22 protein-coding genes and 1 tRNA gene are annotated in these 22,492 nt (G+C 38.4%); 6 read left to right on the plus strand and 17 right to left on the minus strand.

Annotation, left to right across the window (positions count from 1 at the left end):
• Positions 1–8: 8 nt before the first annotated feature.
• The 11 genes from H561_RS23340 to H561_RS0113520 form a co-directional block, all read right to left on the minus strand.
• A complete protein-coding gene (locus H561_RS23340; RefSeq protein ID WP_051349384.1) occupies positions 9–443 on the minus strand; it encodes a hypothetical protein in 435 nt (144 codons plus the stop codon).
• Positions 444–662: 219 nt separating this feature from the next.
• Positions 663–738: transfer RNA gene (locus H561_RS0113470), tRNA-His, on the minus strand.
• 35 nt (positions 739–773) lie between these two features.
• The gene (gene bshB1, locus H561_RS0113475; RefSeq protein ID WP_027387487.1) at positions 774–1,493 is read right to left on the minus strand and encodes a bacillithiol biosynthesis deacetylase BshB1; all 720 of its coding nucleotides are present in this window, start codon (positions 1,491–1,493) and stop codon (positions 774–776) included.
• A gap of 78 nt (positions 1,494–1,571) precedes the next feature.
• Positions 1,572–3,224, minus strand: coding sequence for a tetratricopeptide repeat protein (locus tag H561_RS0113480; RefSeq protein WP_027387488.1), 1,653 nt, complete (start codon positions 3,222–3,224; stop codon positions 1,572–1,574).
• Between the two features lie 86 nt (positions 3,225–3,310).
• Positions 3,311–4,183 carry a PstS family phosphate ABC transporter substrate-binding protein gene (locus H561_RS0113485; protein WP_027387489.1) on the minus strand — a complete coding sequence of 291 codons (873 nt, stop codon included), beginning with the start codon at positions 4,181–4,183 and terminating at the stop codon, positions 3,311–3,313.
• A 266-nt stretch (positions 4,184–4,449) separates the two neighbouring features.
• Positions 4,450–5,289: an energy transducer TonB gene (locus H561_RS0113495; protein WP_027387491.1), complete on the minus strand. Its 840-nt coding sequence runs from the start codon at positions 5,287–5,289 to the stop codon at positions 4,450–4,452.
• 23 nt (positions 5,290–5,312) lie between these two features.
• Positions 5,313–5,885 carry an ExbD/TolR family protein gene (locus H561_RS0113500; RefSeq protein WP_027387492.1) on the minus strand — a complete coding sequence of 191 codons (573 nt, stop codon included), beginning with the start codon at positions 5,883–5,885 and terminating at the stop codon, positions 5,313–5,315.
• A 12-nt stretch (positions 5,886–5,897) separates the two neighbouring features.
• Positions 5,898–6,506 carry an ExbD/TolR family protein gene (locus tag H561_RS0113505; protein ID WP_027387493.1) on the minus strand — a complete coding sequence of 203 codons (609 nt, stop codon included), beginning with the start codon at positions 6,504–6,506 and terminating at the stop codon, positions 5,898–5,900.
• A gap of 58 nt (positions 6,507–6,564) precedes the next feature.
• Positions 6,565–7,428, minus strand: a complete 864-nt coding sequence (locus H561_RS0113510) for a MotA/TolQ/ExbB proton channel family protein (protein ID WP_027387494.1) — start codon at positions 7,426–7,428, stop codon at positions 6,565–6,567.
• Positions 7,429–7,667: 239 nt separating this feature from the next.
• Entirely contained in the window at positions 7,668–10,634 is a 2,967-nt protein-coding gene (locus H561_RS0113515; protein ID WP_027387495.1) for a leucine--tRNA ligase, read from the minus strand.
• A 189-nt stretch (positions 10,635–10,823) separates the two neighbouring features.
• The gene (locus tag H561_RS0113520; protein WP_027387496.1) at positions 10,824–11,300 is read right to left on the minus strand and encodes a lipocalin family protein; all 477 of its coding nucleotides are present in this window, start codon (positions 11,298–11,300) and stop codon (positions 10,824–10,826) included.
• Positions 11,301–11,585: 285 nt separating this feature from the next.
• Here H561_RS0113520 and H561_RS0113525 point away from each other — a divergent pair, with 285 nt between their 5' ends.
• Complete coding sequence (locus H561_RS0113525; RefSeq protein ID WP_027387497.1) at positions 11,586–12,212, plus strand: deoxyuridine 5'-triphosphate nucleotidohydrolase; 627 nt, start codon at positions 11,586–11,588, stop codon at positions 12,210–12,212.
• Here H561_RS0113525 and H561_RS0113530 read toward each other — a convergent pair.
• From H561_RS0113530 to H561_RS0113555, 6 genes are all read right to left on the minus strand, one after another.
• The gene (locus H561_RS0113530; RefSeq protein ID WP_027387498.1) at positions 12,204–13,433 is read right to left on the minus strand and encodes a 3-deoxy-D-manno-octulosonic acid transferase; all 1,230 of its coding nucleotides are present in this window, start codon (positions 13,431–13,433) and stop codon (positions 12,204–12,206) included. The two genes, H561_RS0113525 and H561_RS0113530, sit on opposite strands and share 9 nt — an antisense overlap.
• A gap of 1 nt (position 13,434) precedes the next feature.
• Positions 13,435–13,947, minus strand: coding sequence for a hypothetical protein (locus H561_RS0113535; protein WP_027387499.1), 513 nt, complete (start codon positions 13,945–13,947; stop codon positions 13,435–13,437).
• A 69-nt stretch (positions 13,948–14,016) separates the two neighbouring features.
• Entirely contained in the window at positions 14,017–14,484 is a 468-nt protein-coding gene (locus H561_RS0113540) for a DUF1648 domain-containing protein (protein WP_027387500.1), read from the minus strand.
• Positions 14,485–14,501: 17 nt separating this feature from the next.
• The gene (locus H561_RS0113545; protein WP_027387501.1) at positions 14,502–15,218 is read right to left on the minus strand and encodes a C40 family peptidase; all 717 of its coding nucleotides are present in this window, start codon (positions 15,216–15,218) and stop codon (positions 14,502–14,504) included.
• A gap of 23 nt (positions 15,219–15,241) precedes the next feature.
• The gene (locus H561_RS0113550; protein WP_027387502.1) at positions 15,242–15,889 is read right to left on the minus strand and encodes an O-methyltransferase; all 648 of its coding nucleotides are present in this window, start codon (positions 15,887–15,889) and stop codon (positions 15,242–15,244) included.
• Between the two features lie 169 nt (positions 15,890–16,058).
• Entirely contained in the window at positions 16,059–16,892 is an 834-nt protein-coding gene (locus tag H561_RS0113555; RefSeq protein ID WP_027387503.1) for an OmpA family protein, read from the minus strand.
• An 85-nt stretch (positions 16,893–16,977) separates the two neighbouring features.
• On the opposite strand from H561_RS0113555, the gene tilS reads away from it, so the two are divergent.
• The 5 genes from tilS to H561_RS0113580 all read left to right on the plus strand — a co-directional run bounded on the left by tilS (position 16,978) and on the right by H561_RS0113580 (position 22,491).
• A complete protein-coding gene (gene tilS, locus H561_RS0113560; RefSeq protein ID WP_027387504.1) occupies positions 16,978–18,318 on the plus strand; it encodes a tRNA lysidine(34) synthetase TilS in 1,341 nt (446 codons plus the stop codon).
• Positions 18,308–20,377, plus strand: coding sequence for a protein-disulfide reductase DsbD family protein (locus H561_RS0113565; protein WP_027387505.1), 2,070 nt, complete (start codon positions 18,308–18,310; stop codon positions 20,375–20,377). Before tilS ends, H561_RS0113565 begins: the two co-directional genes overlap by 11 nt.
• Positions 20,378–20,589: 212 nt before the next feature.
• Positions 20,590–21,108 carry an ExbD/TolR family protein gene (locus tag H561_RS0113570; RefSeq protein ID WP_027387506.1) on the plus strand — a complete coding sequence of 173 codons (519 nt, stop codon included), beginning with the start codon at positions 20,590–20,592 and terminating at the stop codon, positions 21,106–21,108.
• Between the two features lie 80 nt (positions 21,109–21,188).
• The gene (locus tag H561_RS0113575) at positions 21,189–21,698 is read left to right on the plus strand and encodes a hypothetical protein (RefSeq protein ID WP_027387507.1); all 510 of its coding nucleotides are present in this window, start codon (positions 21,189–21,191) and stop codon (positions 21,696–21,698) included.
• A gap of 10 nt (positions 21,699–21,708) precedes the next feature.
• Complete coding sequence (locus tag H561_RS0113580) at positions 21,709–22,491, plus strand: alpha/beta fold hydrolase (protein WP_027387508.1); 783 nt, start codon at positions 21,709–21,711, stop codon at positions 22,489–22,491.
• The last annotated feature ends 1 nt before the right edge of the window (position 22,492 follow it).

A 22,492-nucleotide genomic window follows, 5' to 3' on the forward strand; every position in this document is an offset into this window, starting at 1 on the left:
ATAATGAGTTACCAATAGCTTCCCGCTAAAAATGTAAGCCTGATAAAGGTAAAGGTGTGTTGTAAACTTAAGTCGATGATGTGTGTGATATTTTCGATGGGCTGGTCATTGTAAAACACTACGAAAATTCCGTCCTCGAAAGCCTGAATGGCATTTTCCTGAGCTTTTTCTAGGTCAGCTCTTTGTTGATTATAAATATTTCCGAAACCCGCTTTCCCTGTGTCCGTAAGGATATTTAAATAATTTTCATTCGGAATTTTAGAACAGTCTTCATCTTCTGCTTCAAACGATTTTGCCTTGAATGCTTCTACCTGCTGCTGAACAACCCGCTTTAAAAGATCTTCTAATGAAATTCTGCTTTCATGATGATTAATTTCAAGCTTTTGCTCCGAAAGGACAGGATGTCTTTTGCCCAACTGTTTTACAGTTACCTTTATTTCCATATATTTTGCAGATTGTCATCTTAAAAATAGGAAAATATTTTTACTACCACATTTTATATTTTTCAATTATTTCCACTCATAAATAAACTTATGAGTTCTGATTACATTGAAAATCATGATCTGAAAAAAAGTTCACAATAAAAGGCCGGAAAACAAAGGATATTAAAATAAACCAGCAATCTGGAAACGAAAAAAGCATACTTTAAAAGTATGCTTTTAGGGTGAATGAGGGGTCTCGAACCCCCGACCTTCGGAACCACAATCCGACGCTCTAACCAACTGAGCTACAATCACCGTTTTGTGAGTGCAAATATAGGGAATGTTTTTTAATTACCAAATAATTCCGTCAAAATTTTTCATCGCAATCAGCTTCTCAGACGTAAATCCCTCAGCATAAGTCACTCCGGATAACCGTCCCAGATCCTGGGCACGGTAGGTCAGGCTTTCAAAGAAATCTTTAGAAGTAATTGGCGTTTCCGGCTCTTTAGAAGCAGGATCATAAAACTGGGTTTTATATGCCATACAGGCTTGGATTTTCTGATCCAGATATTCCGAAATATCGATTACAAATTCCGGTTTAATATTCTTCCACTGGATATAATGAAAAATCTGTTTCGGCCTCCAGACTTCCTGATGTTCTCCATCCAGAATGGTTTCAATTTTTCTCAATCCTGCTAAAAAGCATGCATCGGACACTAATTTTGCCCCTTTCGCATGATCCGGATGCCTGTCATCAACAGCATTCGCCAACACGATTTCCGGCTGGTATTTGCGTACCATTTTTACGATCTCCATCTGATATTCTTCAGAATTCACTAAAAAACCGTCTTTCAATCCAAGATTTTCCCTGGCTGAAACTCCAAGAATTTTTGTAGACTGCGCTGCCTCCTCTTTTCTGGTTTCATCAGTTCCGCGTGTTCCGAGTTCTCCTTTGGTAAGATCCACTATGGCACAAACCTTTCCTTCTGAAACCATTTTGGCAATCGTTCCGCCACATCCTAATTCCACATCATCCGGATGTGCCCCGAATGCAAGTATATCTGTCTTCATATTTTAAAGATAAGAATTAAACAAAAACTTCCCAAACCTAACGATCGGGAAGTTTTATTATCTGTTGTCAGATTAAAATTATTTATTAATCTCTGCATTCAGTTTTACAGCGTCCTGGTAAGTAGGATCCAACTGTACTGATTTCGCTACATAATCTTTAGCTTTCGCAGGATCAGAATCTTTATTCATATAGGCTACTGCAAAGTAAGCATACGCTAAGGTTTGTTTACTCGCTTCCTGTTCTGCAGGCTTTACCGTAGAAATATATTTCTCGTAAGCCATTTTTGCAGCATCATTATTTCCTGCCTGCTGATAAGAGTAGCCTAAACTGTAATATCCGGGTGCCCAGTCTGGAAGAAGTGCATTCATTTTCTGCCATGTCATGATGGCTCCGTCCCAGTTTTTGACATCCTGATAAGCAGTGGCCAGCTTAAATAAAGAATCGGAATCCTGAGCATTAGCGGCTACTTTTTGTTTTAGGCCTTCAATCGTAGGATTGGTAGGTCCTGCATCAACCGAAGATTTGGATGCACCGCCTCCTCCTGCGATTTTAGCAAGTTCCATATCCCACTTCATAGTCTCATCTTTTGCTGCCTTGGCAACTCCTACTTTTTGCTGTGCTTCAGCCATTAAAGCAGTTTTTTTAGCTGCATCTTTTTCCGTTTTAGCCAGACCAGCAGCAATTAATCCCTGTAATCCCTGATCAGCAGGCAAGAGTCTTGATTTATCTGCCTGAGAAACAAAGTTATCCATATTCTGTTTTGCTTCCGTATAGTTCCCGTCAGCATATAACTGATAAGCTCTTAACTTAAATTTAATAGGATCATTGATTTTGTCAAAAATCTTATCTAAAACCTGTTTTGAATTTGCATAATCTTCATTGGTGAAATAAAGCTTGGCAATTTCCAATTGGGTATATGGATCTTCATCAGCATATTTTGTATAGTTGATAAGATCCTGAGTCGCTTTAGCATTCTCCTGATATCTGATGTCATAAGCTGCCAGTGCTTTATAAGCCGGCGCATAGCTAGGGTCAGTGGAAATTGCTTTATCGATGCTAGTTTTAGCCTGCTGCCATTGTTGTGCGGCCATCCAAAGCGTTCCGATTCTTGTATAAACCGAAGCCTTATTTTTGGCTAAAGGAAGTGCCTTATCATAAGCCGTCATTGCATCTCCCGGCATTCTTTTTAATCGGTATGCATCTCCTAATGTATAATAGTAATGGGCAGGAACTTCTTTTTTCTGAGCTCTTTCAATGGCTTTATTTAAAAATTGAATGGCAAGATCAGGAGAGTTGTTTTTTTCAAATAAGGTCAATGCTTCTGCAGCCCTGAACAATACTTCTGCATCCTTTTCTCTTGAGTCGCTTACAATTTTCTGGATTTCAGCAACTGCGTTTTTATCACCTTTCCCAAGTTTAACAGCCGCCAATCCGATTTTGTTTAAATAACTTTTGCTGTCTTTAGCAAGACCTTTATTAAAACTATCACTTGCTGCCGCGAAATCCGGTTCGCCTTGCTTTAAATAAGTATTTCCTAAGTAAAAATAATTCTCAGCAGTTGGTGCTGAAGCAATCATGTTCGTAAAATTAGTTTTTGCCTGAGCATACTTGTCGCTGTCCATACTGTTAATTCCGTCCTGTACCGTCTGTGCAAAAGCAAAGTTGGTAAAAAACACCACAGCTGCTCCAAAAGCAATCTTTTTCACATTCATATTCATTATATCTTTCATTTTTATTTATAATTGAAATTATATATCCACAATTTCCAGACCAAAATAATATATTTATCTGGGTTACAGACACACTTTAATAGTTTTTAACGCATTTGTACTTCTCTTCTGTAAAGATTGTAAGGCTGCAGACCTTCTTTTTCAACAATCATCTGTCCCAACTGGGTACATGAATACCTTATGAATCCGTTTGCGAGGTTAAAATTCCCTTCATTCGTTAAAAAATACAGCACTCTAGTAAACGGATAATTCATTCTCCGAAGGTTCTCAGGATCTGCAGCATACAGTTTGCCTTTATATTCAACCGGCAGGATCTTCACCATGCTTTTCAGCTGTTCAGATTCCTTGTCATAGGGACGGCTGAATGTATTAAGACCGATAACACCAATTTTACCGGGATATTTGTTGAGTTCTTCAATGATATTTTTACTTCCGGGAATAATGGAAAACTTTAACTCACCGGGCTGTTTCTTGAGTTTTTGAGCAATAAAATTCAGATTGCTTGAATTGGCGCCATCAAAAATAAATTCTTTTTTGTCAGACTGCATCCCCTGGGCTATTTCCTCCATTGAAATACTTTGTTTCGGAGAATCCTTCGGCACTACGAAAACAACAGCATCGGCAGCAAATTTTGCCGGCAGAAATTTAAGGTCAACCTGTTCCTCATAAGATTTTATTTCTTCTACTGACAAATCTCTTGACATGACAACAATTCTGGCTTTATCCTTAAGCAAATCGAGAAAGCCTAAATCTTCTTTTTTTGTTACCACTTTAATTTTGGTTTCAGGATAATTAATCATATATCCTTCGGCCAAAGCTTCAGTGACACTTTTAAAAGATTCATCCGTAAGAATAGTCATTTCACCTTTATGGTAAGACGGGGATTTCTCTTCTTTGTTGCAACTTATTGCCAGTATACCAAGAAAAAATAGCAGGATAATGTTAAAACTATTCTTCATTTCCTGATTTTTTAATTCTTGTTACTGCTCTGTAAATTCTAAAAAGCCCATACAATATGAGAAGGGCACCTAATGCGTATGCAATACCCGGTTCCAGAACAGTAAAAAAGAATTTGTAAAGTATCACTACCACTCCGAGAACGATATAAAATAACCCCGTAATCAGGGATAACCAATTGAACATCATAGAGCAAAAATACCAAAAAAAATAAAAAGGGAAGCATAAGCTTCCCTTTTTTAATTATTATTTAAAGATAACGTATTAATTATCCTTCAAAGTTCATCGTCAGAGGTAATCTGAATCGGTAACGTACAGACTGTCCGTTAATTTTAGCCGGAGTCCATTTGTTTTTAATTGATTTGATCGTTCTGATCGCTTCAGAATTAAAATCCGAATTTTTTCCGGAAGCTTTAACGTCTGTAATACTTCCATCCCTTTCTACAACGAAAGTAATTTCAGTTTTTACCGTACCTTCGTCTCCGTTCATTGCAGAACCGTCAAAGTTACCTGAAACCTTATTTCTGAAAGCATTGATACCTCCAGGGAATTCAGCAGTTTGCTCAACTTCCGTATATACCTGGGTATCGCTTACCTGAGGCTTAAGCTCAACTGCATTGCCTTTTCCACTTGACGGTGGCGGCGGCGGCGGTGTATAAGCCGGAGCTTTTACCCCTTCCTGAGCTACCAGACCAGTCTGGGTTTCCAATTGCTTGGAAATCGGCGGTGGTGGAGTTTCAATTTTCGGAGCTTTTACAGGTTCAGGAACCACATTCTGAATAACCTCAATTTTCTCTTCCTCTTTCGGAGGTGGCGGCGGAGGTGGTTCTTCTTCTTTCGGCTGCTCGATAATCGGATCATCCTCAAGAATATTAATCAAGTCAGCCTTCACTTCCTGTTTAGGAGGTTCAGTAAGCCTCTTAATCGTAAGATAAATAAAAGGAGACAAAGCCGCAATAAGGAATAATGCTGTCCCAACGATAAAAGATTTTGTCAGAAGCCTAGGATACTGATTTCTTAGATCGTATGCACCATATGCCTTGTTTCTATTTTCAAATACGATCTCATCTAATGTTAGATTAGGATCATATGCATTTTCGTTTGCCATAGATTTACAATTTTATGGTTAAATTACTTCGTTGCAGGTGCTGCAGAAGCTCCTGAGTTACCGACTTTCTTATCATAAATGGCTTTTTCCCAAGGCTTAACATCAGTAACTCCGTACTGCTCGCTCTTTGTAATGGCCATTTCATCAAGAATATCAACAAAGTTTTTATATACAGCATCGTCAGTCGGTTTGATAATCACCGTAAACTTGGTTTTATCTGCCGCTCTTGCTTTTGCCTGCTCAATAATCTTTCTGATTCCCTCTCTGTCAAAGTTAGTTTCATTAAGAGTCTGGTCCGTTAAAGACGTATTGTCCTGTTGGTGCCAGAAGATCTTATTGTCTTTTCCTAACAATAAAGAAATGGAATTTGAAAGCTTAATTTCTGTTGGAGGTGGTTTTTTAGTTTCATCTTTCGGTTTAGCCGGAAGACCCAAATCCATGACATTCGGTTTAGAGAATGTGGTTGTGAACATAAAGAAGGTAATCAATAGAAAACCCAAGTCCACCATCGGAGTCATATCGACTCTGGTACTCTGTTTCTTGGAACGTACCTTGCCGCCTTTGGCGCCTTTTTCCTGTACTTGTACTTCTGCCATTTCTAAATGATATTATTCATTAGGTTTACCTTCTTGTGATGTAATCAACCAAAATTTAAGAAAATCAATATCTCTTAAACCCTCAAATAGGCTTTTAACTTTTGGATATTCAGTAGTAACGTCTCCTTTAATCGCTAATTTGTATTCAGGATTTACGTTTAAACTTTCTTTTACCCAGTCCACCAATTGCTTATTTGTACTGTCCATAGGAATCCCTGTAGGACTCTTGAAACTCTTCTGCGCGTCATCTGGCAAATCAAGATAGCTTTTGAGTTGGTTCATAGGAACCCCAATAGCCTGTACTTTCTGAAATGCAGCTTTTTCGTTATTGTCAAAAGTAATACCATACTTTTTACCCATATTGTCTAAAAGCTTTAATCTCTCTGATGCGTTTTCTACCGGCTGGAAGTAAAATTTCCCGTCCGATGTTGCATTGATGGTCATCAAGCTGGCATCAGGAAGTATCTTTTCTGATATTGAAGATGGCGGTTTGATCTGCTCCACGTCAGGTTTCTTAAACTGAGTGGTCAAGATAAAGAATGTAAGCAGTAGGAATGCAACGTCACACATCGCCGTCATATCCGTAACTACTCCATGTCTTTTTGGTTTGACTCTCGCCATTATTATTAATAATTTTTAATTAAACTTCTGTTACTTAATGCAGGTGCTCTGCTGATTCTTAGTTGAATTCAGCGAAAGACTGTTGGATACTCATGGCGATCTCGTCGATCTTATAAGTCAATCCGTCAATTTTAGAAGTAAAGTAGTTATAAAGCATAATAGCGATAGCTGAAGTACCAATACCTAATGCCGTGTTGATCAAGGCTTCAGAAATACCGGTAGAAAGTGCAGCAGCATCCGGAGTACCTCCTCCTGAACCTAATGCAAAGAAGGCCTTGATCATCCCGATTACCGTTCCAAGCAGTGCAATTAGGGTAGCAACAGTACCTAGGGTAGAAAGGATCATCATATTTTTCTCAAGCATCGGCATTTCAAGCGTTGTAGCTTCTTCAATCGCTTTGTTAAGCGCTACCATTTTCTGCTCTTTGTTTAGTGTTGTGTCATGAGATAAAGCTTTGTACGTTGTAAGACCTTCTTTCACTACATTACCAACAGAACCTTGCTGTCTGTCACACTCTTCTAAAGCTTCGTCAACTTTGTTCTGATTTAACAAGCTTCTTACCTGTACAACGAAATTGTCTAAGTTACCTTTTCCGGCAGCTTTGCTAAGAACGAAATATCTTTCGAAAGAGAAAACCACTACCGTAAGCATGAAAGTAATCAAGATCGGTACAATCACCCCTCCCTTATAGATAATTCCTAAAAACGAATCCGGATGAATGTCTTTTCCTTCAACATCGGAGAAAGCAACAGACGCTCCACCAAGCTTATCCGCATCTTTAAAATTTCCCGGGCTTCCCAGAACGAATAAATAAATACAAATCCCTATAGCTAAGATGATAGGAATAATAATAGCTGGATTTAAACCTCCCGCCTTTCTAGCAACTAATTGCTCATCATTTTTTGAAACATTCATTTCCATATTTAACTAAATTATATTGTTTTAAAGTTTTAAAGCTGTAAAATAAAGGCAAAATTATTTAAAATGCAATAGTCTTAAATAAACATTTTGTCTTTTTTTGATAACAAAAATTTAATACACTTCCGATATTGCAATTAAAGGTACATATTTTATTAATATTTGCAATTTTTCTAAAATATGTTAAAATATTTAAAATTTTATCGGATTTAAATTTTCAAATCACCAATGTTAATTTTATCTTAAATTACGATGTTTACGATTTTTCTAGGTACCACTATTACTTTTTTCGGTACATTTCCTTCTAAAAACTGAACTGCCCTTTCATCAGTCATGACGATATCTTCAACTTCTTTTGGTGACAATGTCGCAGCTAATGAAATTTTAAATCTCACTTTACCGTTAAAACTTACCGGATACTGAATTTCGTCCTCTATCAAATAAGATTCGTCCAGTGCAGGGAACTTTTCAAATTCAATAGATTTCTTATGTCCCAGCAGGCTCCAGAGCTCTTCGCAGAGGTGTGGGGCATACGGGGAAATTATAACGGCTAACGGTTCTAAAATATTGTGTTTGCTGCATTTTATTTTTTGCAGTTCATTCACGGCAATCATAAATGAAGATACCGAAGTGTTAAATGAGAAATTTTCGATATCATACACCACCTTTTTAATCAGGGTATGCAATATTTTATATTCTGCCTTTGAAGGCTCTTCTTCTGATACTTCAAAAACTTCGCCATTAAAATATAAATTCCAGAATTTTTTCAGAAAACCGTAAACTCCGCTCAGTCCCTGTGTATTCCACGGCTTGGATTGTTCCAGCGGGCCTAAGAACATTTCATATAATCTCAAACCGTCTGCTCCGTATTCTTCACAGATATCATCGGGATTTACCACATTGTATTTTGATTTGGACATTTTTTCCACTTCACGGCCTGTGATGTATTTTCCGTCTTCCAAAATAAATTCAGCATCCGCATAATCCGGTCTCCAGGCTTTGAAAGCTTCCGTATCCAATTCGTCAGAAGTTCCTTTTAATAAAGAGACATCAACATGGATTTGTTGAAAACTTTCTTTTGTTAAAATTAACTTCAAGTTAAGGTCAATCCCCAAATGACTTGTAATTACTTTAGAAAGTAAATCTACGTCATCACCTTTAATTATTCTCTCAACAATATTCTTAGAAATAAAGAGTGATTTAGGTGAAGAAATATTAGTTGCACTATAATTAAATCTATATACAAAAGCACTCATCCCCAAAATCATTCCCTGATTAATCAGTTTCTGAAAAGGCTCATTGTGATTAATGTATCCTCTGTCTTTTAGGAACATATTCCAGAAACGGGAATACAATAAATGGCCGGTGGCATGTTCGCTTCCTCCGATATACAGATCTACCTGTCCCCAATAGTCAGCGGCTTCTTTTTTAACAAAAACCTCATCATTGTGCGGGTCCATATACCTCAGGAAATACCATGAACTTCCTGCCCATCCGGGCATCGTAGACAATTCCAACGGGAAAACCGTTTCTCCATCAATTAAATCTGTAGACACCACTTTGCGGTTGGCTTCATCCCAGGCAAAAGCTTTTGCGTTTCCTAACGGCGGGTCTCCGTCTTCCGTCGGTAAATATTTTTCAACCTCCGGAAGCTCTAACGGCAGCGCCAAAACAGGTAACGTGTAGGGCATTCCATCTTTATAATAAACAGGTACGGGCTCGCCCCAATACCGCTGCCTTGAGAAAATGGCATCACGCTGCCTGTAATTCGTTGTTCCGTGACCGATTCCTTTTTTCTCAATGGTGGCAATAATCATCAATTTGGCTTCCTCATACGATAAACCGTTTAAAAAATCGGAATTCACACAAGTGCTTGTTTTGGAATCAAAGGATTTTTCTTGAACGTCTTCGTCAGTTTCAACCACTTTTATGATTTCCAGATCAAATTTCTTTGCAAACCTGTGGTCACGCTCATCATGAGCCGGGACAGCCATTACCGCCCCCGTTCCGTATCCCATTAAAACATAATCCGAAATATAGATCGGCATGCTTTTATTGCTGAACGGATTGGTCGCATAACTTCCCGTGAAGGCACCTGAAACATTTTTCACGTCAGCCATCCGGTCTCTCTCCGTTTTTTTGGAAGTTTCTTCAATATACTGCTCTACTTCAGCTTTCTGTTCTGCCGTAGTAATCGTTTCGACCAAGGGATTTTCCGGAGCGAGCACCATAAAAGTGGCTCCGAAAATGGTATCAGGCCTGGTGGTAAATACTTCTATATAATTAACAGCTGCCAGTTCGGAGCTGTCATTGTCTTTATTCGATTCCAGCCCTTCAACCTCGAATCTTACCTGGGCTCCCTGAGACTTCCCGATCCAGTATTCCTGGGAATCTTTCAACGGCTGCGGCCAGTCTAATGTTTTAAGGCCCTGCAATAACCTTTCAGAGTAAGCGGAAATCCTCATGCTCCACTGCATCATTTTTTTCTGGAAGACCGGGAATCCTCCCCTTTCGGACTTTCCGTCTTTCACTTCATCGTTGGCCAATACCGTTCCCAGAGCAGGGCACCAGTTTACAGTTGTTTCCGCCCTATATGCCAGACGGTAATTTAATAAGATATCTTCTTTATCAGTTTCAGAAGCGGCATTCCATTCTTCTGCCTTAAAGTACAAGTCTTCATTCTGATTGGCGTTTAATCCTTCCGTTCCTTTTATTTCAAAGTGTTTAATCAATGTTGATATGGATTCTGCCCTGTCCGTATCTTTATTATACCATGAATGGAACAGCTCTATGAAGATCCATTGCGTCCATTTATAATAAGAAGCATCAGAAGTCCTTACTTCCCTGCTCCAGTCGAATGAAAAACCGATTTTTCTCAGCTGTTCTTCATATCTCGTAATATTCTGTTCCGTAGTCACCGCAGGATGCTGCCCGGTCTGGATCGCATACTGCTCAGCAGGAAGCCCGAAGCTGTCATAACCTACCGGATGAAGAACATTGAAACCCTGATGTCTTTTATATCTCGCATAAATATCAGAGGCAATATATCCCAGCGGATGGCCTACGTGAAGCCCTGCCCCGGACGGATAGGGAAACATATCGAGGACGTAAAATTTAGGTTTGTCTCTCTGATCGGAAGTTTTATACGTTTGGTTATCCTCCCAATATTTCTGCCACTTTTTTTCTATCTGCTGATGATCGTAAAACACTTTTATATTAAATATTAGATGTTAGAATTAGATATTAGACTTAAATTTCTTTAACTCCAAAAATCAAGATTCACAAAAATAATGATTTTAAAAGAAATGGAAATTTAATTTTGAATTAAATAGTATAAAAACAAAAATCCCATCGGAAGATGAGATCTCATATTGTTTAATGTATTTCATTTCTGATTACTATTGAGGTATTCTTTTCAATGTATAGGTTTCAGAATGAAATTCCGTTGGATCTGTCGTATCTTCAAAAGCGATATTTAAGGTAGTCTCATTGAGCATCGTTACTTTTCCTTTGTCCGGCTCTACGATTCCCTGATATTTAACCTGGATAGCCTTAGTATCCCTGTCATACGTAAAGGTAAAGTTTCTGTCGAAAGTTGGCTGACATGTTCCGGGTGATGAACCGTCACCGTTATCGGTTCTTTTTCCTGCAGAGCCTTCCTTAAAGATCCATCTTGATGTTTTCTGACAGTCAGTATCAAAAGAAATCCCGTCTGAAACAGGAGTATCTCCCATAGGAACAACGGTAACGACTTTTTTTATGGGCTGCCATGTTCCGACAATAGGATATTCTATGGTATTATTATTGTCATCGTCATCACATCCGGTAGCAACGAACAATGATAAGCCTGCAAACAGTAACGCTAATTTCTTCATGTATCAAATTTTGAAGCCCTAAAATTATAATTTTTTTGATGTATTTAATAATTTTTTATTGAAAATTTATATTAAAGCCACTTATTTTTAAAATATCAAGCAGATCATATTCAATTTAACCTCTATTATATAAATAATGAACATTGGAATAAACCCATATTCTGTAAAAAAACTAATTTTGTACAAACAATGAAAATGCAAGGCACTGCAAAAAAGAATTCATAAAAACATGCGGTCCTATCAAACCATTTAAAGCGCATTGACAGATTTTAAAAATTTTAATTAATGGAATATTCAAAAGAATTTAAAGCTGCGTTGAGCGCATTTTCAGGTATAGAAAAGGACCGGCTTATCTTCAGGCTGCTGAAGAAAGACCCGCTGTTATCCAAAAAATTATATTTCGAGCTTATCGATCCTGCAACAACGGATGATAAGAGAAGCGCCATGGAAAAACATATCCAGGAGAAAGTACTGTTAGCTTCGAAATATATAGGCAATCCTAAATATTTCCTGACCATCATCCGGAAAATGAGCGGAGAAATTACGGAACATGTTAAAATAACCACTGATAAATTCGGGGATGTATCTCTTAATTTGTTATTGGTCGATGCGATTTTAATGCATAATGAAGATCTTAGCCGGCAGCGGTTTGATAATGTTTATAAGCTTTACCTTTACCTCATCAATAAAACAGTAAGGTCACTGCTTTTAATTAAAAAACTGGATGAAGATTACTGGATGGAATTTGATGAGCAACTGGAAAGCCTGAAAGAAAAAATCCTCCGGAACCATTACTTATCAAAACTTTTCATCAATAACGAGATCGATTTCAACTGGCTCAGGACAGAGAACATTCCGGAACACTTTGACCTGATCATTAAAGACATAAAAAGCCAGGGTTTCTTACGGTAACATTTTCCTGATGATTAAGTCTGTTGAATTCGGTTTCTCGCTGACAAACTTCTCCGCATTGGCAGACATTGTCTGAAGGGTATCTTCATTATTGATCAGGAAGATCACGAAATCGGCGGCCAGTCCGGTATTTTCAAAAGCCTTTCCTCCATCTGCGGAAATCAGTTCATCTGCCTCAGGGTTTTTCCTGTAATGGTTACCGAAAATCACTGGAACGCCAAAAGTGGCTGCTTCAAGAATATTATGCAGTCCCGCCTCATGAAAGCCTCCTCCTACCACGGCAATATCCGCATAAGAGTATAATCTGGACAGCAAACCGATGCTGTCAATAATCAACACCCTCGATCTGAGTTTTTCATCCAGTTCACTTATTTCACTATATAAAACTGCATCAGGAAACATTTGTTTTAGGTACTGAACCCTTTTCAGGTCATGCGGGGCCATAATCAGTTTTGCATAAGGGCTTGACAGCAGAACTTCTTCCGCAATTTTCTCTTCAGCCTGCCACGAACTCCCGAAAACCACAGCTTTATCATCCCCGATAAAATCTTTAATGAAATCAACATGATTGTCCCGGTCCCTCAATTGTTTTACACGGTCAAATCTGGTATCTCCCGTTATGGAAGCCTTGGTTAAACCAATACTTTTTGCCAAGGCAAAGGACAGATGCGTCTGGTGAAAAAACCAGTCGATATTTTTCTGCAGCTGCTGTACAAACCATTTTCCATAAGATGTAAAAAAAGACTGGCTATCATAGAACAGAGCAGAGATAACATAAGTTTCAGCTCCCTGATTTTTCAGTTCCTGAAGCACGTTATACCAATACTCATACTTCACCGTAAAAAACAGTTCAACGGAAAACTGTGATATGAATTCTTTTACGTAAGCCTTTTTATCAAAAGGCAGATAACAGATGATATCTGCAATATTTTTCTTTTTAACAACATTCTCATATCCTGACGGTGAAAAAAAAGTAACAAGGATTTTATGATCAGGAAATTTTTCTTTTAATTTTTCTAAAACGGGAAGTCCCTGTTCGTATTCTCCGAGGCTTGCAGCATGCATCCAGATCACCCGGTCAGCTTTTGAAAAGGCTTTCTGTACTTTTTGCAATGATTCTTTTCTTCCTTCAACGCCTTTTTTAGTTTTATCATTGAATAAAGAGAAAATTTTCATCCCGAGGATGAGCAGATGGATAAATAAGTTATATAAAAAAGCCATCTTAAGAACTTTTCGTTAAACCAATGACAATCTTTACCCCGCCAAGAAATACGGCTCCAAAGCCGAAAATCCCGTTATTCCCGCTGCTGAAAGAAATCCAGACAGCGATGAGACCGAACAGCAACAAAAAGCCACCGAACAGAACATCACGGTTGGACTTCCTCTCTACCTTTTTATTCAGTTCAGCAGCCATCTGCCTTCTTTTCCTGTCTGCATATATTTTTTCTTCATCACTTTTTTCCAGAACTTTAATTTTAGAATTATAGTACATAGAATAATTTTCAGCACCTTTGCTTTCAAAAAATTCACTCTCAACCTCTGAAAATGTCTTCCCCTGATTTTCCGAGAATTCAGAAATAAGGCTATGCATATATTCATTCACCGGAACATTCCTTCGCTTTAATTCTGAAAAAGAAAGAATCACCTCTTCTGCAGGATGATTTTTCCAATTCAGCAGTATGTCCGATAAATGGGCATTCTTGGTCTGTGAAATATCAAGTAAAGTTTTATTCATTAGTTTCTATAAATTTTTATTCTGTTACGATGGATAAGGATGAATATTAGAAGCCCTTAATTTTAAATGTTATTTAAAAAGCCCTACAAAAACAAATAAGACCCCCAGACTTCCGATGACGGTTAAAAATGTCACTGCCATAGAAATCTTGGGCTTTGCTCTTTCGTTAACTGCATAGCGAAATATATAATCCTGACTGTTCAGGGAGAGCAGTATAATCAAAGCACATAGCCAACGTATGAACGTTTCCATAATCAGGAATTGAGCTTCCCGGTTGTCTTTCGTAATTTTTACGGGATAATTGGAGGAATCAGGATCTCTGACTACGTATGCAAACAGAATATATACCAATCCTGCTACAACAGGCATCAGGAAAGAATATTTCTTGCTCCCAAAACGGTCCGGCTTACCGTCAAAATCAAAATGGACAGGAATGGTCTGCGGCAAAGCAGCATAGTGTTTTATGGTAAATCTCCATAAAAAAACCAGCAGGCCGAAATTAAAAACATCAAAAATAACCAGAAATATATCCTTCATTTCAGATGAGTTAAAAATTACAAAATGTTTTTGATTACCCTTAATTTATGGGTATGTTTATTTATTTCCTTGTTGAAAATGCCTGTAGAATCCAGCGTATCAATCCTCACCTTTCCGGAAGCATGGATAATTCTCTGGTTATCCAGCATAATACCCACATGGATAATTTTTCCTTCCGTATTTTCAAAAAAAGCCAGATCACCGGGGCGGCTTTCCTCTACAAAGGTCAATGACTCTCCCACTTCTACCTGTTGGGAAGTATCTCTCGGCAGTTTCACCTCATGAATCTTATAAACAAGCTGGGTAAATCCGGAGCAGTCAACAGCGAAGTAACTTTTCCCGCCCCACAGGTAAGGGACATTTAAAAACTCCTTGGCAGTCAGTGCAATACTTTCACGTACATCATGGCTCCTTCTGGAAGCAACTGCAGGAAATTCAACTTCCGAACCCATTGACAGCAACATTTTTCCGTCATGCATTAATACGGAAGAAAAATCTTCAGTGATTACCGTAACTTTCCGCCTGACCAGGTCTTCGGCTGTTACAAACTTCAGCTGCTTCGTATCCATCCATCCTTCATAGCTGTCATAATGCATTTTGATACGGGTCCAGTTTTTATTGACTTCAAGAATATCCGCACTTTCTCCAAACAGTATTTCCGTAACAATTTCCGCTCTGTCAGAACTTTCTGCACGAACGGGCGCTACGGTAACCATACAAATTCCTTTATCCATCAATTTATATTACTATTGAATGATTATTTTCTCCGGAGAAAATTTACTCCGTCACGCAAAGGTAAAATAAGATTTTCAAAATCATCATCTTTTGCAATCAAATCATTTAATTCCTTAATTACCTGTGTGGGTTTCTGTTTCGGGTTGTCTTCCAGCACTTTTCCGTACCAGAGAACATTATCGAACATAATCACTGAGCCGGATGCTGTTCTCGGTTTTATAAGCCTGAAATATTCTGCATAATTCTCTTTATCCGCATCAATAAAAACCAGATCAAAAATTTCACCGGTCTCTTTTAAAAATTCTTTGGCATCCTGAAGCTTAAAATCAATCTGCGCGGAATATTCACTTTCGGCAAAATATTTTTCAGGAAGATAGGCTAAATCCTCATTTACATCCAGCGTTGTTATTTTCCCGTCATGGGTAAGGCCTGCCGTAAGGCAGAGCGTGGCATATCCGGTAAAAGTCCCGATTTCAAGAATATTTTTCGGCCGGATCATCTGAGAAATTATGGTTAATAACCTTCCCTGCTGATAACCAGAAATCATATGCGGCTGCGTTGTTTTCTGATAGGTTTCCCGTCTTAATTTCCTCAGAATTTCAGGTTCCGAAGAAGCATGTGTTTCCAAATACCGGTCCATCTCCGGATTTTTTTCTTCAAAAAAGCTCATTCTATTAATTTTGCGATTCAAAATTACTTAAATATAGGTAAAAAGGAGGATTAATACAGAACATCCTTCAAATTAAAAATACAGATGATGCAGAAATAGCCTCTCTGATAAAAAAATAAATCCCGAATCAGTCCGGGATTTATTTTTATTGATTGAATGTTGTTTTAAATTATTTCTTTGGCGTAATGTCCATCAGTTTCATGAACTCATCCAGCTTAGGCATGATGATAATCTCCGTTCTTCTGTTTTCAGCTCTTCCGGAAACGCTCATGTTGGTTGCTTTAGGATTAAATTCAGAACGCCCTCCTGCTGTAATTCTTGCCGGATCTACACCGAATTGAGTCTGCAGAACTTTAGCTACAGAAGCCCCTCTCAACGCAGAAAGGTCCCAGTTGTCTCTCGGTAAATTCGGGGAATTTAAAGGAGCATTATCCGTATTCCCTTCAATCAGGACGGAATATTTATCATAATCGTTGATTACTTTAGCCACTTTCCCAAGCACTTCCTGAGCGGCAGGCAATACATTGTAATCTCCGGTTTTATATAACATTTTGTCCGAAAGTGAAATCATAACCACTCCTTTCAGCACTTTTACCTGAACATCGCCGTCCTCTACGTTATCCAAAGATCTTTTCAGCTTGTTAGATAAAGCCAGGTTTAAGCTGTCATTTTTGGCATTGCTTGAAATTAACTGTTTGATATAAGAGTTTGAGGAATTGATCTCTCCCACTAACTTATCGATATTTGCCGAACTTTTCCCTGTATTCGAAAGACAGGCATCCAATGAAGATTTCAAAGCGTCGTGCTGGCTTTTCAGCAAACCGTTTTCGCTCGACAAAGCAGAATTCTGGGATTTCAGATCCTGAATTTCCCTCTGTCTTTCCCCTACGTTTTCAATACACTGTTTGTAATTTGAGCTCAATGCATCATACTGCTTTTTGCTGATACAAGATGTCATTCCCAACACCATTGCAGATACTGCTAAGATTTTAAATATTTTCATAAATAATCATTTTTAGACGGTCCAAAGGTAAAAAATTCATTTTAATTATATCGGTTATCTTTGCATAAAGAAATTCTCAGCATCCATGTTGAAGCCGTCAGACCTAAAAAAACAACTGAACCATCTTATTCATCTTCCCGAACACCGGAGCTATCTTCTTGCGGTGAGCGGCGGAGTCGATTCTATGGTTCTGGCCTATCTGTTTAATGAGCTTCGGGACAAAGGGTATGCGTTTCAGATTGCCCATGTAAATTACAGGCTCCGGGGCAGGGATTCGGATCAGGACCAGGAAGTAGTAGAAGATTTCTGCAGAAAAAACCATATCAAGTTTCATCTGTACAAAGTTTCTGAAAAGGACCAGAGGCCGGGCAACTCCATTCAGCTTTGGGCACGCGAATTAAGGTACCGTTTTTTCAGACAGGTCCAGGAAAAAGAGAATTTAGATTTTTTGGCAACCGCCCATCATTTGAACGACCAACTGGAAACATTTATTATCAACCTTTCCAAAGCAGCAGGAATTAGCGGTCTGAGCGGAATTCCGGCGGGCAGTAATGCTATAGTACGCCCTCTTTTAAATTTCACCAAAGAAGAGATTTATAATTTCGCTGAGAAAAACAACATAGAATATCGTGAAGACCTGTCCAATCAGAAAAATGATTACTTAAGAAATAAGATCAGAAACAGCATTGTTCCGCAACTTTTGGAAACCAATGACCATTTTATGGAGAATTTCGGGAAAAGTTTATCCTATTTAAACCAAACCCGGGATTTTATTCAGGAACAGATTCAGGAGATTGAAAACCGGATTTCTATTGCCGATGTACCTGATAAAATTTTATCCGGACAAAAACTGGCTCAGGAAAGTGACTTTGTAAAATTTGAAATTTTAAAAAAATACGGTTTTAATCAAGAAAGAGAAATTCCCAAAATTTTTAATGCTGAAAACGGGAGCTCTTTTTTTTCGAAAGAGTACCAGCTCATTATTGACCGGAACGAACTGGTGATCAGGAAAAGGCCAGATACCGAAAGGCAGAATACAGAAGAAGAAATTGTTCTGATTGAAAATTTTGACTTTTCTGAAAACCAAACCCTTCTTAATCTCGAAGATAATAAAGGTATTGAAGAAATCAATAAACCGTTTGAGTGGTCTTTTGATGCCGGAAAACTCCGCTTTCCTTTGCGGTTAAGGCGGCAGCAGGATGGTGATGAATTTTTTCCGTACGGTTTTTCGGGGAAAAAGAAAGTCTCCAAGTTTTTTAGGGACGAAAAAATATCTATTTTAGCGAGGCAAAAAATATGGGTTCTGGCTGACCGTGAAAATTCCGTCCTCGGAATTATTCCTTACAGGCAGGACCGGAGATATGCAGGGGATGAGAAGACCGACAACATTCTCAAAATTTTTAATAAAATCAAAAATGAAATTTAGAAAGTGGTTTTTATTAGCCCTGCTGTTTTTGGCAGCGGGAATTAATGCACAAATCAAAAATCCTGTAAAATTTAAGTTTACAATCAACGAGTTAGGGAATAACCAGTATGAAGCCGTGCTGAATGCAACCATGGAAAGCGGCTGGCATATTTATTCCAAAGATATTCCGGAAGATACGGGAATTCCGACTGAGTATAAAGTTTCAGGGAAGAATATTGAACTGATCGGGAAATTTACGGAAACCGGCAAAAAGCATGAAGAGTTTTCTGAAGCTTTCGGAGGAAATATTGTATATTATTCCAATACAGCCGGCTTTAAACAGAAATTTAAATTAAAGGATGGAGCCAAACCCGGAGATGTGGTTGCTGAAATCACCTATCAGACCTGTGACGACCGTGTCTGCTTAGCTCCCAATACGTTAGAGTTCAACAAACAGGTTGCCCCAAAGAGTGCTACTGAAGAAGCTGCGACAGCGGAAACAGCAGAGCCAGCAAAAGATTCTGTAAAAACAGCGGAAACGGTTGCTGTAAATCCTACAAAGGATGAAGTTATCATTACAGAAACTTCAAAGCTGGACCCGAAACAATTAAAAATAGGATCCATTGATTTCCAGAAACCCCTGACCGACTGCGGGACAGCCGCAACAAAAGTGGACGAGAATTACTGGACCTACCTGTTCCTTGGATTCATCGGAGGGCTGATTGCTTTGCTGACACCATGCGTATTCCCTATGATTCCGCTGACGGTTTCATTTTTTACCAAAGGCAATAAAAACAAGGCCAAGGGCAAAAGGGATGCTTTGATCTATGGTTTCTTCATTCTCCTGATTTTCGTTTTATTAAGCGTTCCTTTCCATATTATTGACGGAATTGCAGGGAATGTCTTTAACGAGATTTCCACCAGCGTATGGCTTAATATTGCCTTCTTTATCATATTTATCTTCTTTGCAGGAAGCTTTTTCGGATACTATGATATCACTTTGCCGAGCTCAATCGCCAATAAATCTTCAAAGGCAGAAGAAGCCGGTGGTATCATCGGTATTTTCTTTATGGCTTTAACGCTGGTTATTGTTTCGTTCTCCTGTACGGGCCCTATTTTAGGAAGCTTACTGGGAAGTGCCGTAACAGGATCCACCAACGTTCCGATGCTGCTGACCTTTGCACTGGCCGGTTTCGGACTGGCATGGGCTATCATCTTCGGATTGCTGGCCCTGTTTCCTCAGGCATTGCAGAGCCTTCCGAAATCAGGAGGCTGGATGAATACGGTAAAAGTGGTGTTAGGTTTCGTGGAGTTGGCTTTAGCCTTGAAATTCCTATCCAAAGCAGACCTGGTTTCTAAAACATTCCTGTTAAAAAGAGAGCTTTTCATTGCCATCTGGATTATTGTGGCCCTTGGATTGACTCTGTATTTATTCGGACTGATCAGATTTCCGCATGATGATAAAAAACCGAAAATTTCAGTCGCCAGAAAGATTTTAGGCGTTCTGGGATTAGGATTTGTCATCTATTTAATTCAGGGATTAATTCCTTCAGACCGTCCTAAGCTGCAGCTTTTAAGTGGAATCCTTCCTCCGCTGAATGTCAGCTATTTCCATGATGAAAAAGACGGAATCCTGGGAATGCATCCTGAACATGATTTCTTTACCGCTGTAGAGCTTGCCAAAAAAGAAAACAAACCGATTTTAATTGACTTTACAGGATACGGTTGTGAAAACTGCAGGAAAATGGAAGAATTCGTCTGGAGCGAAGCTGATATTCTGCCGATTCTTCAAAACGACGTTGTACTGGCTTCTCTATATGTTGATGATAAAGAAGAACTGCCTGAAGACCAGAAAACAAAAATTGATCTGGGCGACGGACAGGTAAAAAAGGTAAAAACCATCGGTGACCGTTGGAGCCTGTTTCAGCAGGTGAACTTTAACAACAATTCCCAGCCGCATTATGTACTTATAACACCGGACGGAAAAGTAATCAATACGCCGGTTTCGGGATATATGCCGAAGGAAGATTTTAAAAAGTTCCTGGAATGTGGTGTCAATTTTTATAAAAAAAATAAATAACGCCTCCTAAATAAAAGCGGAAGCCTTATCATTTAACTGGTAAGGCTTTTTTTATGGCCTGATTTTTAAGATGATATTAAAACTACTATTTAAAGAATATAAAATTAATATACATTCATATTTTTAGGTATAAAATTTGCAATAAAATCAATTAATATAGGCGATATCTTCACCTTTATTAAATAATCATTTAATATTTAAAAACAAAAACTATGGCAGAAATCATTTCACAAGAGAAACAGAACACAGGCAGGCAGAAAAAAAAATTAATCCGTGTGGACATGACTCCGATGGTAGACTTGGGATTTTTACTGATTACCTTTTTTATGTTTACTACCAATTTCACAAAACCTAATGTAATGGATTTGGGATTGCCGGCAAAAGGACCACAGTCACCTCATAATGACGTAAAAGATAAAAACCAGGTTACTTTTATTCTGGGTAAGGACAATCGTGTTTTTTATCATCAAAGCAATAAAGATGAATTAAATAAAAACAATTTAAAAGAAACTGATTTCGGCGGAATCAATATTACTAAAATTATTTCTGAAGCGTATAACAACGCTCCGAAAAAAGAGGTTTTTACCATTATTATTGAGCCGACAGATGATGCCAATTATAAAAATTTCGTAGACGTTCTGGATAATGTTTCGATTTCCAAGAAAGAACGTTATGGGATAACAGATATCAAACCGTGGGAAAAGAAAGTATATGAAGAATTAATTAAATAATAAAAGTTTAAGCAAGTTTAATATCAGAGGGCATTTCAGAATGCCCTTTTTTTATTTACTTTTGGACATAATTTTATTCAATGAAAAACTTTTTAACTGCAGCTGCATTCTCAGCTCTTCTGGTTTCATGTACTCAAAAAGAAGCATCTTCCAATCAGAACCCTGCTGACAGCACAAAGATTGTAGATTCCATCAATGCTGCAAGAACAAAAATAAATGACCGTATTAAATCTAAAAACCGGTTCAAGGATTTCAGCGGTACTCATACATTCACCCATAACCTGATCAAAAACCCGGGATCTGTAAGTTTTGAAAAAATTGATGGTGAAGCAGATCATTATAATGTTTCAGGCAGCGTCAGCTCAGGAAAAAATTCTCTGAAGATTAAAGGTGTCATGGCGGCTGTTTCCGATAAATATATGAATTTCACCGGGGAAATCACCCAAAGCATTTCTGAAAACGACGGCGGAAAACCATATACCCGAAAAGGCACCAAAACATTTCTGTCAAAAGACGGTGGGAGAACTTTCAGGCTGCAGGATATGGTCAATGGTTCAGGATTTGTTGATTACATTGATATCCACTTTTAATTATTAAATTATGCTGAATTTTGAAAGAAAAGGGAACGGTAAAGAAATCCTGGTGCTGCTTCACGGCTTCATGGAAAACCTTACGATATGGAACGATATGGAACTTCATCTTTCCGAAGATTTTTCTTTGTTAAAGATTGACCTTCCGGGGCATGGGCAGTCTGAAATCATGGCTGAAGTTCAGACAATGGAACTGATGGCTGAAGAAGTAAAAACGGTACTGGATGATCAGAATATAGACAAAGTGCACCTGCTGGGCCATTCGATGGGAGGATATGTTTCTTTGGCATTTGCCGAGAAGCACCCTGAATATCTTAAAAGCCTGACCTTATTTTTCTCCACTTATTTTCCGGATGATGAAGAGAAAAAAGAACAGCGGATTAAAAGCTACCGGATTATAAAAGACTCTTTTCCCCATTATGCCAGAGCAGGAATCCCGAATTTATTCAATCCGAATGAAAGGGACATTCTGGAAGGAAAAATTGAAACGGCACTGAAAGTGGCCCTTTCCACTAATAATCTCGGCGCGCTGGCTTCTGTAAAGGGTATGGTGGCAAGAACCGACAAGAAACATGTTATTGAAAATCTTGATGCGAAAATTTTAATCCTCGCAGGAAAACATGACCATGCCGTAAAAACAGACATGCTTATCAAGAAACTTCCCGATAGGACCAATATCAAATCATATGTCCTGGATTGCGGGCACAACGGACACTGGGAAAAACCTGCTATCTGTGCAGAAATCATCAATACGGAACTCCTTCACAATCTTCCCAAAAAATTAGTTTTTTAAA

This window comes from Chryseobacterium gregarium DSM 19109 (assembly GCF_000430845.1).
Taxonomy (GTDB): domain Bacteria; phylum Bacteroidota; class Bacteroidia; order Flavobacteriales; family Weeksellaceae; genus Chryseobacterium; species Chryseobacterium gregarium.